This is a genomic window from Bacillus cereus group sp. RP32, assembly GCF_040459735.1.
Taxonomy (GTDB): Bacteria; Bacillota; Bacilli; order Bacillales; family Bacillaceae_G; genus Bacillus_A; species Bacillus_A wiedmannii.
The window spans coordinates 72,102-88,588 of sequence record NZ_JARVHO010000001.1 but is presented as its reverse complement, the minus strand read 5'-3'; the positions used below and the strand labels follow the sequence as shown (position 1 = coordinate 88,588).

Here is a 16,487-nt window from a genome sequence, read left to right as displayed (position 1 = left end):
TAAGGACGTTAAGTGGTGAGTAGTTCACTCCTTTCGACATTAAAACTTACATAACGGAGGTATAACATGACAAACACAAAGGACATGCACTATATACTCGTCCTATACGGCATTCTTTTAGGCTCTATAGTAGGAGCTACAGTCTGGCTATTTTTAGTTACAATAAATATCGGCATTCACTTTATTTGGGGATACTTACCTACTATTTTCTCTTCTCCCCCGTATTACACTATTTGTGTAACAACTATCGGTGGTATTCTCGTTGGTTTAACCCAAAAATACTTCGGCATATATCCACGTCTTATGCCGGAAGTGATGGGTGAATATAAAAAAACTGGTAGAATTGAATACCGTTTTGTACATAAAGCTACTTTAACTGCGATTATCGTTTTAATATTTGGAGCTAGCTTAGGTCCCGAAGCAGCACTTGTTGGAATTATCGGTGGACTTTGTACATGGGTAGGGGATCGCTTTACATTTGCCTTAAAAGGAATGAATGAACTAACAGAGGTTGGAATTGGCGCTACTTTAAGTGTAATTTTTAACGCGCCATTATTCGGTTATTTAGCTCCAAATGAAAATGAGGGTGAGCAAATTAACGAATTTTCTAAAGGAAAAAAAGCAATTGTATATTTAGCTACTACTTTCGCTGGTTTTTCCATTTATTTATTACTTAGTAAATTCGATAATCGCGGATCCTTTATCGTTGATTTCGGAGAAGGTTCTCTTTCTTTTAATGAATGGATTGCCTTTCTCCCACTTGCTAGTATTGGCGCTATAGTTGGATTCTTTTATTTCAAATTTGAATTCACATTAGAGAAATTAATCCATCCCTTCAGGGAATACAAACTATCACTTGGAATTATCGGTGGTATTTTATTAGGAATTACAGGAACTTTTCTCCCGTACACATTATTCTCAGGAGAACATCAATTAAAAGATTTAGTCGTTGAATGGAGCCATTTATCCTTCTGGGTACTACTTCTTTCAGGGATTTTAAAATTATGTATTACTGCCGTTTGTTTAAATACAGGTTGGCGCGGCGGACATATTTTCCCAATCATATTTGCTGGATCTAGTATCGGATATGCTATAGCTTCCATTATCCCGATAGATCCAATCGCTTCGGTAGCCATCGTCACGACAGCAATTTCAAGCTATGCATTAAGAAAACCAATTGCTATAACATTACTATTACTCATGTTTTTCCCCCTCAATTTACTATTACCGATGCTTGGAGCCGCAGCGATTGGTAATACATTTCCACTTCCTAAAAATAACGAAGCTACAAACGAATAAAAATAGGCAGTAGGGACAAAAGTTCCACTGCCTATTTTTATTACACACGTTGCTTCAATAACGCGTATAACTCTTCAAAATTTTGTACTTCATATGTTGGCACAATCTCGCTATTATTTGATTTCTTTTCTGGATTAAACCAACAAGTATCAATTTCCGCTACATATCCACCTTTCATATCAGCACTTAACGAATCCCCAATAATGAGCCCTTCTTCAGGGGAAAAATTAGGAATTCGTTCAAAAACATAATCAAAATACTCTTTCATCGGCTTTTGGAATCCCGTATCTTCAGAAACGAAAATATCTTTAAACAAGGCATGTAATCCTGCATTACGTAAACGTTTATCTTGTGTCTTAGAAATACCGTTTGTCACTATATATAAATCGTACTCACTTTGAATTTGACTTATAAATTCAAACGCACCTTGCATAAGTTGGTCTCCTTCTTCTAAGTAGCTACGATAATTATTTTCGAATAATACTCCATCTACTTCTTCCCCGTACTCTTTAAACAAAATTGAAAACCGCGTATTTACAACTTCATCACGGTTCATTTCACCTTCCTCAAAAGCATCCCAAAGACTTTTATTAATTTTTTTATAGTGCCCTTCAACCTCGCTAGTTAGAGGAATCCCTTTCTCTTCAAACAGCATACGTAACGCCATTTTCTCCGCCTTCTGAAAATCTAACAATGTATCATCTACATCAAATAGCAATGTTTTATATTTTTTCATAAGCTCTTCACACTCTCTTTCCTACAAAAACAAATTTACGTAAATCGTATCATTCCTTCTTGTAAACATAATAGGAGATATCTCATACTAAACATGAGGTGAAAATATGAAAGTCAGCAAAAATAGCGAAGAAATCTCTCATTACATGCAAACTTACAACGTCCATACTCTTTTTTCATTTAATGTCTTACCGTATGCTGAACTACATTCCTTTCAAAAGAGAGAAAGGATATGTAATGAAGGCGTTGATGTTCCTTATCTTTATTACTTAATTTCCGGAAAAGCGAAAATATATATGAATCACAAAAACGGGAAGGTCTCCTTAATTAACTTTATTCAAGCACCTTCGTTCATTGGAGAATTAGGGTTAATTGGCGTTGAATCCGTTACGAAAACGGTGGAAGTGATTGAAGATTGTATGTGCTTAGCGCTTCCTCTTAAAGATTGTCAGCATCTTTTGTTGCAAGATGCTATCTTTCTACAGAAACTATGCAAATTTATCGGTGAAAAAACAATTACTCGAACAGAAAGTTACGCCAAAAACAATAGTTATCCGTTCGAAAATCGATTAGCGGCGTTTATTCTATTAACAGAACAAAATAACAGTTATACAGAAAAACATACCGAGGCTTCGGAATACTTAAATGTCAGCTACCGCCATCTGTTATATGTATTAAACCAGTTTTGCCAGCAAAATTACTTAAAAAAAGACGGAAGAACCTATTATATACAAGATCGAATTCAATTAGAAAAACTGTCTGATGAACTTAAAATATAAAAAAAGTAGCATTAACGTTTACCTGTTAATGCTACTTTTTTCGAGTGACGATTCTATTTTCAATTAAAATTTACTTGCCACTTTAGCTGCTTCTTCAAGACCAGCTGTAATGATTTCTTCTGCTTTATCTGGGAATTGGTTATGTCCTTCAATAACTACTGTTTCCATATTTGTTGCACCGAAGAAGCCCATCATGCTTGCTACATATTTAACAGCCATTTCTACTTCAGCTGCTGGACCTTCAGAATATACGCCGCCGCGCGCGTTTAATAATGCAATCTTCTTATCTCCAATTAGACCAACTGGACCTTCTGGCGTATATTTAAACGTTTTGCCAGCTCGGTTTAAATAATCAATATATGTGTGTAGCACTGCTGGAATCGTTAAGTTCCATAATGGGAAACCGAAAACGACTTTATCAGCTTCTAAAAATTGATTTAAATACTTATCAGCAACTGCTACTGCTTTTGCTTCCTCTTCAGTTAAATCAAATCCTTTACCTGCTTTGAATGTACCATTAATCATATCTACGCCTACATATGGTAATTCTTCTTTATATAAATCAAGTTCTACTACTGTATCATTTGGATGTGCTTCTTTATAGTTTGCTAAAAATGCCTCGTATAATTTCACACTAACTGCTTGTTCCGCTGGGCGGTTGTTTGCTTTTACAAATAAAACTGTTGCCATTGTTTTTCCTCCTAGTACTCACTCTTCTGTTGTTATATGCTTTCAAAAAAGGTATCCCTTGTAATTGTTGTTTTGTTGCTTACAAACATATTTTATCTTTATATCAAGACAATTTCGTCCTCACATAGACGTATTTTTCCATAAAAAAAGTCCACCTTCTAAAGGCGAACTAGGTCTTACGACTTTTGTCTTATACAATTCCATTTTTCACTGCATATAATGCTGCTTGCGTGCGATCAGATAAATTCAACTTACTCAAAATACTACTTACATGAGCTTTTACCGTTTTTTCTGTAATAACTAAAACAGAAGCGATCTCTTTATTACTCATTCCTTTCGCTAATAGCTGCAACACTTCATTTTCTCTCGCCGTTAGCACATCCACTTGAATAGAAGGTTCTTCTTCCTTTTCTTCCACAGGTAATGTTTGAGAGAGAAGAGTATTTGCTATATCTGGATGTAATTGAATATTACCTTTATATGCGCTTCGAATAGCTTCAACAAGCTGATCCGGTTCTACATCTTTTAAAATATACCCACTTGCCCCCGCCCTTAACGCTGGTAAAACATGCGCCTGATCAGAAAAGCTAGTTAATACAATTACTTTCACATTTGGATATTCTTTTTTGATGCACGCCGTCGCCTCGACACCATCCATTTCGGGCATATATAAATCCATTAATACAACATCAGGATTCGTCTCCCCTACTTTCACTAACGCTTCTTTTCCATTATTTGCTTCTCCAACTAACGCTAAATCTTCCTGTGTACTTAAGAAAAATGCTAATCCTTTTAAAACAACTGTATGATCATCAACTAACAATACTTTTATTTTCACAAACTTCCCTCATTTTCACATCATAATGGTACATTTACTTTTACAATTGTTCTTTTCTTATCACTTACAATTTTAATTGTTCCACCGACTAATTCTACTCTTTCGCGCATCGTAGTCATACCGAGTGATTTCTTCTCTTTTATATCCTTTTCTACAAAGCCGTTTCCTTGATCGACTATTTCTAATGATACATTCTTCTCCGTCACTTTGAAATAAATCGCCGCTTCTCTGACATTCGCATGTTTACTTACGTTATTTAAAGCTTCTTGTCCAATTCGCCATAGCGCTTCCTCTACTACGCGTGGCAAATCACGAACACCTGTAACTTGTTCCCGAATTTTCAATCCCAAACTTTCACCATATTGTTTTAAAGCTGGTAATAGTCCTTTCTCTAATCCCGCTGGACGTAGTTGCCAAATTAACGTCCTCATTTCTTTTAAAGCACCTTGCGATAACTCACGTATCTCATGCAAAGATTGGTCTACCTTTTCATTTTGACCTTTTAAAACCGCCTCGGCACCTTTTGTCATAAAGGTTAATGAAAATAATTTTTGTGAAACAGAATCATGTAAATCCCTCGCTAATCGGTTTCTTTCTTCCATTCGTACGAGTTCCCGGCGCTGTTCGTTTAATCTCAAATTCTCTATTATTAATGAAACGTGGTTCGATAATGCTTGAATTACATCTATTGTATTAACATCAAATTCTCCATTATTTAAACTAACACATAAAACACCAAATATATGATTTTGAATATGTATTGGCGTAGCAATAACAGCTCCATTTACATGTTTTAATAGAGCTGACTCACCTTGTTCTAACGCATTCTTTGCCGCTTCTTTTACAACCTCTTGTAACTCTTTCTGACCATAAGAAGCCCGCAAAGATAACTCTACTTCTTCCCTAATAAAAAATGCCACTTGATTCCACTGAAATACTTCACCTACGTGATTTACCACTTTTTCAGGTAATACATTAAACTTATGAATCGTTTTTAAAGCTTGAATAAACCGCTCCAATTTCACATAATAATGTGCTCGTCGCTTTTCATTTTCATATAATTTTGTTCGCTTTAAGGCCGTCCCAATTTGGAAAGCAACTGATTGGAGCAATACTAATTCTTCTTCTGAAAAATGTGTTTTACCTGGGCTTGCTACATTTAAAACACCAAATTTTTCTCCTCCAGCTTTTACAGGAACCGTAGCATGATGAAGGATCCCTTCTGTATCTCCCCAATTATATTCAATCGCATTATTAATTCTTTTACATTCAATAATATTAACCGCTCGCTCTAATTTTCCATCCACAAAGCCACGTAAACACCAACACTCACCTTCACACATCGGTCGTTTGTTTTCATATGTAAGTGCCTCTGGTAACTGGTAATCAATCAACTTCGTATATTTTCCATTTTCATCCGCAAGAAAAATCCAGCCTGTCGTTAGACCTGTTACACTGAGCAATTTTTCTAGTACCGCTTGCAGTACATGGTACATATCATTGGATGTATTTAGTGTTTCTGCAATTTCTTTTAATATAACTAATTCATTTGTACGATTATCTCGAAACATACACAATCTCCTACACACAAGATTTTAAATCGCCCCTAAAGTAAATCATCTACTTTTCACTTTGTACTTATTCGTAACATTGATATAATGGTGAAAGCATAGTTTTCATTATATCACTTGAGGGGGATTTCATAATGACATTAAATAAAGCACTTACTATCGCTGGTTCTGACACAAGTGGCGGTGCTGGTATACAAGCAGATTTAAAAACATTCCAAGAACTTGGTGTATACGGAATGACATCTCTTACGACAATCGTAACGATGGATCCACATAACGGTTGGGCACATAACGTATTCCCAATCCCAGCTTCTACATTAAAACCACAATTAGAAACGACAATTGACGGTGTTGGAGTAGATGCTTTAAAAACAGGTATGCTTGGATCAGTAGAAATTATTGAAATGGTTGCTGAAACAATCGAAAAACATAATTTCAAAAATGTAGTAGTGGACCCTGTTATGGTATGTAAAGGTGCTGATGAAGCATTACATCCTGAAACGAACGATTGCTTACGTGACGTTCTTGTTCCAAAGGCATTAGTTGTAACACCAAACTTGTTTGAAGCTTACCAATTAAGTGGCGTAAAGATTAGTTCTCTTGAAGACATGAAAGAAGCAGCAAAAAAAATCCACGCTTTAGGTGCGAAATACGTCCTAATTAAAGGCGGTAGCAAGCTTGGTACGGAAACTGCAATCGACGTCCTATATGATGGAGAAACATTCGATCTTCTAGAATCAGAAAAAATTGATACGACAAATACACACGGCGCGGGTTGCACATATTCTGCTGCAATTACAGCAGAACTTGCAAAAGGAAAACCTGTGAAAGAAGCAGTAAAAACTGCTAAAGAATTTATCACAGCTGCTATCCGTTATTCATTCAAGATCAACGAATACGTAGGCCCAACACATCACGGTGCATATCGTAAATTCGTTGCATCAAAAGAACTTGTCTAACATATAAATGAAAACACCCACAGAGTTTATATATTTTCTCTGTGGGTGTTTTTTTATAAGCTCTTCTGGTCATCTTATCTTTAAGATGCAGAACTAACCTGATTTCTACCATTTCTTTTGGAGTAATATAATGCATCATCAGCAGCTTGAATAAATCGCTCTGGTGATTCTTCATACACTGAAATTCCTACTGAAACTGTAATTTTTATTTTTGTTCCATTTAGCAATTGAAATGGATGGTTTTCAACAGCCGTGCGAACTTGTTCCCCCATACGCATTCCATAAGCTAATCCTTTCTGCGGTATCAAAAGCGCGAACTCTTCCCCACCCTTTCGAAAAGCCAAATCCGGAAACATTGAAACTTCTCGTAAAATATGTCCCATTTGTTTTAATACTTCATCTCCCGCAGGATGCCCATACGTATCATTTACACACTTAAAGTGATCAATATCTATAAGTAGTAAACAAAGTGAATCATTTTTCATACGCTTATTACCAATATGACGATTCATCTCTAAATCAAACTGTCTTACGTTTCCTAAACCTGTCAGTGCATCTATCGTTGCGTATTGCTTCATCGTTTGAAATAACTCATTGGATTGCAATACATAATTTGCGCTTATAAATGTGATATATGCTGCAACACCACTACAAACTAAATATAATGCTACTATAGACATATCCTTAAATAAAATAGAAAGTGGCACCGCTAAAATAGATAAACTATATACATTAAACCAGATCCACCTTTTAAATATAGAAGCTTTCATCCGCCAAATGAAAATAATTCCAAAACCTATCAATATAATTGTATAACAAGCCAATTCAGAGGCTAAAGAGTACTCAGTAAAAAATAATCGGGTAATTAATATAATAGTAACTGTTATACTACTAGCTATCGGACCTCCAATTATAATTGCCAAAATAACAGCTAAATAACGTAGATCCAACATAATATCTTCAATATGTACACCAAAATGCATCAACAGTACACTTAATATTCCAGTAAGAATACCTACTACACATTTCTGCCAAAAAGAGAACCCTTCTTTTAACGGTTTATCTCTTAAAAGCTGACCTCCAACAAAAATAAAGGAAAGAATAATTGTTGTGTTTACAAATAAGTCCCTTAACATAAAATAATCTCCCTACTTTTCTATCTATCCCTTTCCTTATTTTATTGTATACGAAATACCTATAATTCCCAAAGCTTTTTATTTATTTTTTGCTGTTCCACGTGAAACAGCAAAAAATAAAAAAGGACGAAAATTCGCCCTTTTTATTAACAACACCGTGATATCTTTCCACCCTTTGCATTAAACCTAGCTTCTTGCACTTCTGCAAAAAATTGTTTTTGACATACAACCTCTTCTTCTGGATGATGCTTTTTCATATGCTCTACATATGTTTCATAACTTGGTACCCCAACGAGTAAACTAATAAAGTGTTTTCTTTGTCTCCATACTTTCCGTAGTCGTTTAAGCATAATAGTTCCTCGACTCACTTTCATCTCTAGAAATATATGGCGCCTCTTTTAGCGGCATCGGCCTATTTCTTAATACTTGAATCCAAATTCGAATTGCAGAAATTAATACAGCGATTACAACTATCATAAAAATCCCGCAAAGCGCTGCATCAATATAATCATTGAAAATAATTTGTTTCATTTGAGCGACATTTTTAGCTGGTGCTAACACTTTTCCCTCATCTAATGCTCCCTGAAACACCTTTGCATGAGATAGAAATCCTATTTTAGGATTTTCATGAAATAGCTTTTGATAACCCGCCGTCATCGTTACAATAAGCAATCCGATAGTTGGAATAAGTGTCACCCAAACATATGCCTTTTTCCCCATTTTGAACAAAATTGTCGTTCCAAGTAATAATGCAATACCTGCTAACATTTGATTTGCAATACCGAAGAGTGGCCATAATGTATTAATTCCACCAAGCGGATCAACTACCCCTTGGTATAAGAAATAACCCCATCCTAATACGCATAACGTTGTAGCTATCACATTCGCTAATGTAGAATCCGTTTTCCCAAATGGCTTATATACATGTCCTAAAATATCTTGAATCATAAATCGGCCTACACGCGTTCCAGCATCAATTGTTGTTAAAATGAATAGAGCTTCAAAGAGGATTGCAAAATGATACCAAAAGGCCATCATGGCTGTTCCACCTATTACTTGTGAGAAAATATACGCCATACCTATCGCTAACGTTGGTGCACCACCTGTGCGTGATAAAATCGTTTGCTCTCCAACGTTTACAGCGAGATCTTTTAGTTCATTTGGTGTAATAGCAAATCCCCATGAGGAAATAACTTGAGCTGCCTGCGAGACATCCGTACCGATAAGCGCTGCGGGACTATTAATCGCAAAATAAGTTCCTGGTGTTAATACACAAGCTGCAATCATCGCCATCGCGGCTACAAATGATTCCATTAACATTGCCCCATAACCAATTGGCTGTGCGTGTCCCTCTTGTTCAATCATCTTTGGTGTCGTACCTGATGAAACGAGAGCATGGAATCCAGACACCGCACCACAAGCAATTGTAATAAATAAGAACGGGAATAGGTTTCCAGAGAAAACCGGACCTGTTCCATCGATAAATTTCGAAACTGCTGGCATTTGTAAATCTGGTGCTACAATTAAAATACCAATTGCTAATCCAATAATTGTTCCGACTTTTAAAAATGTGCTTAAATAATCACGTGGTGCTAAAAGCATCCAAACTGGTAATGCCGATGCGATAAATCCATATACAATAAGCATAATAGCAATCGTTTCACCGCTAAACGTGAACATACTTGCAAGCGTTGGATGTTCTGCTACATACTGTCCCCCAATAAGAGACAGTATAAGTAGAATAATTCCGATTACTGACCCTTCACCAACCCGGCCAGGCCTAATGTAGCGCATGTACACTCCCATTAAAATAGCAATAGGAATCGTTGCTGCTATTGTAAACATTCCCCAAGGACTTCCGACAAGCGCCTTTACTACTACTAATGCTAATACCGCTAATAAAATAATCATAATGCCTAAAATGCCTATCATTGCAATAAGCCCTGTAACAGGACCGATCTCATCTTTAATCATTTCTCCTAAAGATTTACCATTCCGTCTCATCGAAGCAAATAAAATCACAAAATCTTGTACAGCTCCAGCGACAACTACCCCAACAATAATCCATATTGTCCCTGGTAAATATCCCATTTGCGCTGCCAAAATCGGTCCTACTAAAGGGCCTGCCCCAGCAATTGCTGCAAAATGGTGCCCAAATAATACCCACTTATTTGTCGGAACATAATCTTTTCCATCGTTTAATGTATGGGCTGGCGTTTGCCGATTATTATCTAAACCAAATACCTTTCTCGCTATAAATTTACTATAAAAGCGGTAAGCAACTGCATACACACATACCGCAGCTACTAAGAGCCACACGGCATTAATAGTTTCACCTTGTGATAAAGCTATTACACCAAAAGCACTTGCGCCTACTGCTGCAATAACTCCCCATAGTAAAATCGACTTCAATGTTTTCACATACAATCCCCCCAATACTATCGCTTAGTGGGATTGTACTAAATTTTCTGAATATTTAATTTGAATCCTCCTTATCATGAAGGATTTTTAGTTTATCATGTTAAAAAATTCGCATTACCTACTATAATTCAATCTTATTTCGAAGTCGTTTCACATAATTACGACTAACTGGAATCGGTTGCTCATCATATTTATCTAAATACAGATTGTATGTGCCATTATAATAAGGTTTTAGTTCTTGTACATATGACATATTAATTAAATAACTTTTATGCACACGTAAAAAATCATATACATTTAGCTTATTTTCCAGCTCTTGAAGTGTATATGTTGAAATATACTGATTATTTGTTGTATAAATTGAAACCGTTTTGTTTTCCTTATTTTTGCTTACATATACAATATCTTCAGGGAAAATATACCGAATTCCCTCTTGACCTTCTATCGGTAGTTTTCGCAAATAACTCTTTGCTTTCTCGCCTTGCTCTTTACACATTCTATATAAAAGGAATTGCAAATCTTCCTCACGAAATGGGCGTAGTAAATAATAAAATGCTTGAAACCGAAATGCCGTAATCGACTCTTCTATATCTTCCCCCATAAAAATCAATTTCGTATAACAATTTACTTCCCGTAATAAACTCGCATATTCAAAACCAGTTCCATCTAGTAATTTTGAATTCAAGAAAACAAAATCTGGTGTATGCTTTTTCATGATCAATAATGATTCTGTTCCCGTATTCGCTTCAAAACATTCTACATTCCTTATATTTTCAGTAAATTTTTCAGCTAAACTTCTTCGCTCTTCTGCTTCTTCCATGATCAGTAAAATTTTCATTTCTTCAACCACCTAATTCTTTTGTCCATATGTCTTGTTGTATACATTCGCTTTTATAAGAAACATTCCCTTTTTCTTACTATACCATTATTTATCTAAAAAAACAGAAAAAAGGAAACCACAACGGTTCCCCCTACCCTTTCATTCCATTATTTGTAGGAAGTAACACCCACTGAATGCGAAGAAATGAGTGTTACTTCCCCAAAAACACAATTGGTACTGGCTAATAATCAGTGGGGATAAATCCCTCACCGATTAAACTTTCACCTTATACTAATTCTCGTTGCTTCGTTTCTTGCCCAAGTACAATTACAGCAACTACGCCAATTAAAATTGATCCACAGAAAATCGTAAATATTAGTGATAGTGAAGCCTGTGAAGCAACTAAATATCCTACTAATAGCGGCCCAAGAATACCACCAATACGACCGAATGCTGCTGCCATCCCTGCACCTGTACCACGAATAACCGTTGGATACTGTTCCGGTGTATAAGCATATAATGCACCCCAAGCACCTAAATTAAAGAAGGATAGTAACATGCCTGCTACGATTAATATCGTTAATGACTCTGCCACTCCAAACAAGTAAGCACTACATGCTGTACCGATTAAATACGTAACTAAAACGAACTTACGACCAAGTCGTTCAATAAACCAAGCAGCCGTGAAATATCCTGGCAATTGAGCTAACGTCATAATAAGTACGTACTGAAAACTTTTTATTAAACTAAATCCTTTTAATACCATTACACTAGGTAACCAAAGGAACATCCCATAGTAAGAAAAGACAACAGAAAACCATAGAATCCATAACATAATTGTTGCCTTACGATATTCACCAGACCAAACTAACTTTACATTTTCGATAACAGATGGTCTTTTTTCAGCCTTTTGAAATTTTGGGGAATCCGGTAAATTCCATCTTAAATATAAAGCATATAGTGCCGGAACCGCGCTCAATACCATTGCAACTTCCCAACCATATTTCGGAATAACAAAATACGAGATAAGGGCTGCAATTAGCCATCCACCTGCCCAAAAGCTTTCTAATAGCACAACTATTTTGCCACGTTCATGCGCTTCAACGCTCTCTGATACTAATGTAGATGCAACTGGAAGCTCTCCGCCAAGCCCCATACCAATTAAAAATCGTAAAACAAGGAACATCGCAAGTGTCGTCGTTAAAGCAGTTAAACCACTACCGATAGAAAATAGTAATAATGTAATAATAAAGACTGATTTCCGCCCTATTTTATCTGATAGTATTCCAAAAACGAGCGCTCCGACTGCCATACCAATCGAATTAACGCTGCCTATCCAGCCCATTTCTTGCGTACTTAATCCCCAATCTTTTTGCAGTGCTACCATTACAAATGAAAGCATTCCAACATCCATTGCATCAAATAACCATCCAAGCCCTGCTATACCAAGTAGCTTTCGCTTCGAAATTTCTTTCACCTTGCCCACAAGAAGTCCTCCTTACACAGCTGTCTTTACACATCATTTTACATGTGTGAATTGTATAAGTAAAATACTTTCGTTCAAAAAATTCTCCTTCATCATTCCCCAAAAGTAAAATACTTATCACACTATTTGAGGGCAGTAAGACTCCTACCTCAAAATTCAGCTGAAACAAAAAGGTTAAATTGAAGACCAACTACCATTAAACGTCCAATTGGTGAGGGTTAACCATCAGTGGTGGATGAGCAAAACCTCACTTTATTAAAAATGACCAAATAAAAAAGTAGCGATATTCCGCTACTTTTTCGAACGCATGACTTCTTTTAAAAATTCCGCTAATACTAACTGACGACGCCAGCGCGTTGGATTACTACACAATCTATAAAACCACTCTAAGTTAATCGCTTGAATCCATTTTGGTGCACGTTTTACCTCTCCAGCCCATACATCTAAACTTCCGCCCACTCCAACAGCCATCTTCGTTTCTAAACGATGCTTATTAGTTTGGATAAAATTCTCTTGTCTTGGGAAACCCAGCGCGACAAGTAATAAATCTGGTTTTGCTTCTTGAATGTGAGAAACGATACTCTCTTCTTCTTCTTGTTTAAAGTACCCATCTTGTGTACCCACAATAGATACAGCTGAATACGTCTTCGTTAAATGATCTGCTGCAGCTTGTACAACATGCGGTTTTGCACCAAGTAAGAAAACAGATACCGGTTTATTCTCCTCTGATAACTTTGCAAATAGATTACACATTAAATCAAAACCTGCTACACGTTCCTTTACAGGTGTACCTAACATACCACTTGCTTTTACAACTCCAATACCGTCAGGTGTAATTAAATCTGTATTTAATAATGTTTTATGGAATGTTTCATCCTTTTTTGCACACATAACAATTTCAGGATTTGCTGTTACTACCTGAAAAGTATGAGTTCGCTCCAATTCTAGTTGTCCCTTCAAATATTGGATCGTTTCATCCATTGTCATTGTAGAAAAAGGAACACCTAGAATATCAACCGTTTTTACTTCCATGATTAACTATCCTCTCTATTTCAGTAAAAGTTTTTTATATGCATTATAAGTATCTTCATACAAATTCTTTAGCGAGAAATGAGTAGATGCATGAGTATATAAACGATTTCCCATCGCTTCTAATTCACCATTCAACCATTTTTCATAAGCATTTTCTAACGCGTTTGCTAATGAATCCGCATCACCAATCGGTACAATCCATCCATACGTATCATCAACTATTAACTTTTTCATATCACCTACATTTGTTGCAATAGATGTTAAGCGTTGATTAGCCGCCTCTAATAAAACAAGAGGGAAGCTTTCGCTATAAGAGGTTAACAAATTAATGTGTGCAGATGCATATAATTCTTTTGAATCTGTACGAAAACCTAGAAAAATCACCTTATCCTCTAAGCCCTTTTGTTTCACCATCTCTTTTAATTCTACTTCTATAGGTCCATCACCAAGCAAGAGCACCTTTATATTTGGAATTTTAATTTTTTGTAACGCTTCAAATAAAATATCATGACCTTTAACAGGATGAAGACGCGCTACTTGAACAGCTGTAAATACTCCTTCATCAATGCCAAATTCACTTTTATCATAAGGTTTTGCTGGAGTATTATCATACTCGATTCCATTATAAACCGTACAAATCTTCTCTTCTGGTACACCTAGTTTTATTATGTTTCTCTTAAAGTTTTCCGTAATTGCAAAGAATAAATCTACCTTCCTGAAAGAACGTAAATTTAACTTCGTAAATACCCATCCTTTTAATCCCCTCTTCATAAAATCCAAAGTTGGATCACTGTGGACGGTCATTATCCATTTCGCTTTTATACCTTTTTTCAAGAGGGAGAGATAGAAATTTGCTCGTGCGCCATGTGTATGCACAATGTCAAATTGATTTTCATTAATAAATGCTTTTATTTTTGAAAGAATTGATAGGTCGTACCGAGATGATTGGGTAAAAACATGCACTTGAATACCAAGGTTTCTCGCCTCTCTAGCAATCGCACCTTCTTCAAATACCATTAATTCCACTTCTTCCTTTGAAAATTGAGATAAAAGTGAAATAATATGTGTTTTCCCCCCACCTTCTTCTGCACCAGCATTCATATGCAACACTTTCATTTCTTACATCCCCCATTTTTTCTTTTTATTTACTATAACAAAATAAAAGCTAACATATGCTAGCTTTTATTTTTCTATCATTCAATTTCCAAGTCAACTATTAAATATGCCATGATTATTACTAAGTAGAAACTCACTCCAGGTGCAATTAAAATATGACCAGCCATGAATGAGATACCTAATCCGAGAAGTATTGCTGCAATCATCATTGCATATTTCACTGTGAATATTTGTTTAAATTTAGTAAATATACATGCAATAAATTTAATACCAAAGTATAAGAATGGAATTACAAGTAAAATGAACCCTATGATTCCGAAAGAATAGAACCAATCGTGGAAGTCACGTTCAATTAATTTCGGCTGTTCTTTATAGTTACCAGCATAACCCATTCCTAATAATTTTTGAGACATTGGGGCTTCATTATAGAAATCTTTATACATCTGTTCAAATAATTGACGCCCACTAAAAATAAGAGCTTGCGTTTCTTCTTTCTTCTCCGCTACTTTTTCTTTTGCTTTTTCTTTCTCTTTTTCTTGCTCTGTCACAGGAGGTTTGTGCTCTTTAGCTTCCTCCTTCTTTTTCTCTTCCTTTTTCGCACTCTGTTCTTGTTCAATTAATTGGAAATGGAATCCCATATTTTTCATAAACGGTGAAAAAGGTGTATATGCCAATATGCCTACAAATACAGTTATTGCAAGAAAACCATTTAATAAATAGGCATGTTTCTTTCCATCTTTACGCTGTGTAAATGCCTGAATAAAGCACATAACAACTGCGATAGCCATTGATCCAAAGATTGCTCCTACGCCAACCTTTGTCCCAATTGCAAATAGTGAATAAACAACTAAAATTGAAGGAATCCAATAGTACGCTTTACCTATACTTTTTGTTCTTTCAATTGAATACAAAATAACAATTGGACACATGATGGCTAAAATAGATCCTAGCTCGTTACCTGCATAAAACCAACCGCGTGATCCTAACTTTACCCATTCATAACTATTATAATCTGTTCCAGTAGTAATCGAAGCTACCATGACTACTCCTATAATTAACGATGCATACGTAACATAGTCACGCATTTTTGAATTTGAATGGCTTTTCTCTTTTAAAGACTTAAATACAAATACATAACAAGTAAGCATAACAAACGGATATAATGCTTTTGCTATAAACTTAATTTCCTCTGTAAGTACCATAGGATCTTTTGTAAGCTTGTTATTTACCAATCCGATGGTGAAGACTATTCCTACTAAGATTATATACAATATATATTTTATATTTCCTTGTTTCTTCGTTTGAATTAAAATATATATCCCGCTTAGGAACATAACGAATAAGCGTGTAATAACTCCAATGGTCGTATCAATTTTTAAAACCATTATACAGAATGCCGTGAGCAAATCTAAAATTGGTTGCAACAAAATAAAGATTAATAGAAAATTTTCAAATTTATTACTTTTACTATTTTCGCTTAACATCTAGAACCTCCATAACTATTACCTAATTTCAATCTATACTGTTAATATTTTTTTCTTATCTCAAATATTTATTATAACATATATTTTTTAATTAAACGCCTCACATTTCTCCCCAGCCTTA

Annotated in this window: 15 protein-coding genes; 3 read left to right on the top strand and 12 right to left on the bottom strand. The window is 35.5% G+C overall.

Features of this window, described 5'->3' with window-relative positions; translation table 11 throughout:
- Positions 1-66: 66 nt before the first annotated feature.
- Complete coding sequence (locus QCI46_RS00420) at positions 67-1,299, top strand: chloride channel protein (protein ID WP_353839363.1); 1,233 nt, start codon at positions 67-69, stop codon at positions 1,297-1,299.
- A 40-nt stretch (positions 1,300-1,339) separates the two neighbouring features.
- Here QCI46_RS00420 and QCI46_RS00415 read toward each other — a convergent pair whose 3' ends face one another.
- Positions 1,340-2,035 (bottom strand): YjjG family noncanonical pyrimidine nucleotidase, encoded by a 696-nt coding sequence (locus tag QCI46_RS00415; protein ID WP_353839362.1) that lies wholly within the window; start codon positions 2,033-2,035, stop codon positions 1,340-1,342.
- Between the two features lie 106 nt (positions 2,036-2,141).
- Here QCI46_RS00415 and QCI46_RS00410 point away from each other — a divergent pair, with 106 nt between their 5' ends.
- Positions 2,142-2,813: a transcriptional regulator YeiL gene (locus QCI46_RS00410; protein ID WP_353839361.1), complete on the top strand. Its 672-nt coding sequence runs from the start codon at positions 2,142-2,144 to the stop codon at positions 2,811-2,813.
- Between the two features lie 63 nt (positions 2,814-2,876).
- Here QCI46_RS00410 and QCI46_RS00405 read toward each other — a convergent pair whose 3' ends face one another.
- From QCI46_RS00405 to QCI46_RS00395, 3 genes are all read right to left on the bottom strand, one after another.
- Positions 2,877-3,503, bottom strand: coding sequence for an FMN-dependent NADH-azoreductase (locus tag QCI46_RS00405; protein ID WP_000246726.1), 627 nt, complete (start codon positions 3,501-3,503; stop codon positions 2,877-2,879).
- 190 nt (positions 3,504-3,693) lie between these two features.
- Entirely contained in the window at positions 3,694-4,341 is a 648-nt protein-coding gene (locus QCI46_RS00400) for a response regulator (protein WP_000695794.1), read from the bottom strand.
- Between the two features lie 20 nt (positions 4,342-4,361).
- Entirely contained in the window at positions 4,362-5,912 is a 1,551-nt protein-coding gene (locus QCI46_RS00395; RefSeq protein WP_353839360.1) for a GAF domain-containing sensor histidine kinase, read from the bottom strand.
- Between the two features lie 134 nt (positions 5,913-6,046).
- Here QCI46_RS00395 and pdxK point away from each other — a divergent pair, with 134 nt between their 5' ends.
- The gene (gene pdxK / locus QCI46_RS00390) at positions 6,047-6,871 is read left to right on the top strand and encodes a pyridoxine/pyridoxal/pyridoxamine kinase (protein ID WP_353839359.1); all 825 of its coding nucleotides are present in this window, start codon (positions 6,047-6,049) and stop codon (positions 6,869-6,871) included.
- 80 nt (positions 6,872-6,951) lie between these two features.
- Here pdxK and QCI46_RS00385 read toward each other — a convergent pair whose 3' ends face one another.
- From QCI46_RS00385 to QCI46_RS00350, 8 genes are all read right to left on the bottom strand, one after another.
- Positions 6,952-8,007, bottom strand: coding sequence for a diguanylate cyclase (locus QCI46_RS00385; RefSeq protein ID WP_353839358.1), 1,056 nt, complete (start codon positions 8,005-8,007; stop codon positions 6,952-6,954).
- A 146-nt stretch (positions 8,008-8,153) separates the two neighbouring features.
- Complete coding sequence (locus tag QCI46_RS00380; protein WP_048542785.1) at positions 8,154-8,357, bottom strand: YbdD/YjiX family protein; 204 nt, start codon at positions 8,355-8,357, stop codon at positions 8,154-8,156.
- Positions 8,350-10,428, bottom strand: a complete 2,079-nt coding sequence (cstA, locus tag QCI46_RS00375; RefSeq protein WP_353839357.1) for a carbon starvation protein CstA — start codon at positions 10,426-10,428, stop codon at positions 8,350-8,352. Before cstA ends, QCI46_RS00380 begins: the two co-directional genes overlap by 8 nt.
- Before the next feature lie 121 nt (positions 10,429-10,549).
- Positions 10,550-11,266 carry a LytR/AlgR family response regulator transcription factor gene (locus QCI46_RS00370; RefSeq protein ID WP_048542790.1) on the bottom strand — a complete coding sequence of 239 codons (717 nt, stop codon included), beginning with the start codon at positions 11,264-11,266 and terminating at the stop codon, positions 10,550-10,552.
- Positions 11,267-11,534: 268 nt separating this feature from the next.
- On the bottom strand, positions 11,535-12,734 hold the full coding sequence (locus tag QCI46_RS00365; protein ID WP_087981899.1) for an MFS transporter: 1,200 nt from the start codon (positions 12,732-12,734) through the stop codon (positions 11,535-11,537).
- 291 nt (positions 12,735-13,025) lie between these two features.
- Positions 13,026-13,766 (bottom strand): WecB/TagA/CpsF family glycosyltransferase, encoded by a 741-nt coding sequence (locus QCI46_RS00360; protein ID WP_353839356.1) that lies wholly within the window; start codon positions 13,764-13,766, stop codon positions 13,026-13,028.
- 15 nt (positions 13,767-13,781) lie between these two features.
- A complete protein-coding gene (locus QCI46_RS00355) occupies positions 13,782-14,882 on the bottom strand; it encodes a glycosyltransferase family 4 protein (protein ID WP_353839355.1) in 1,101 nt (366 codons plus the stop codon).
- A gap of 77 nt (positions 14,883-14,959) precedes the next feature.
- A complete protein-coding gene (locus tag QCI46_RS00350; protein WP_088065068.1) occupies positions 14,960-16,366 on the bottom strand; it encodes an O-antigen ligase family protein in 1,407 nt (468 codons plus the stop codon).
- Positions 16,367-16,487: the final 121 nt, after the last annotated feature.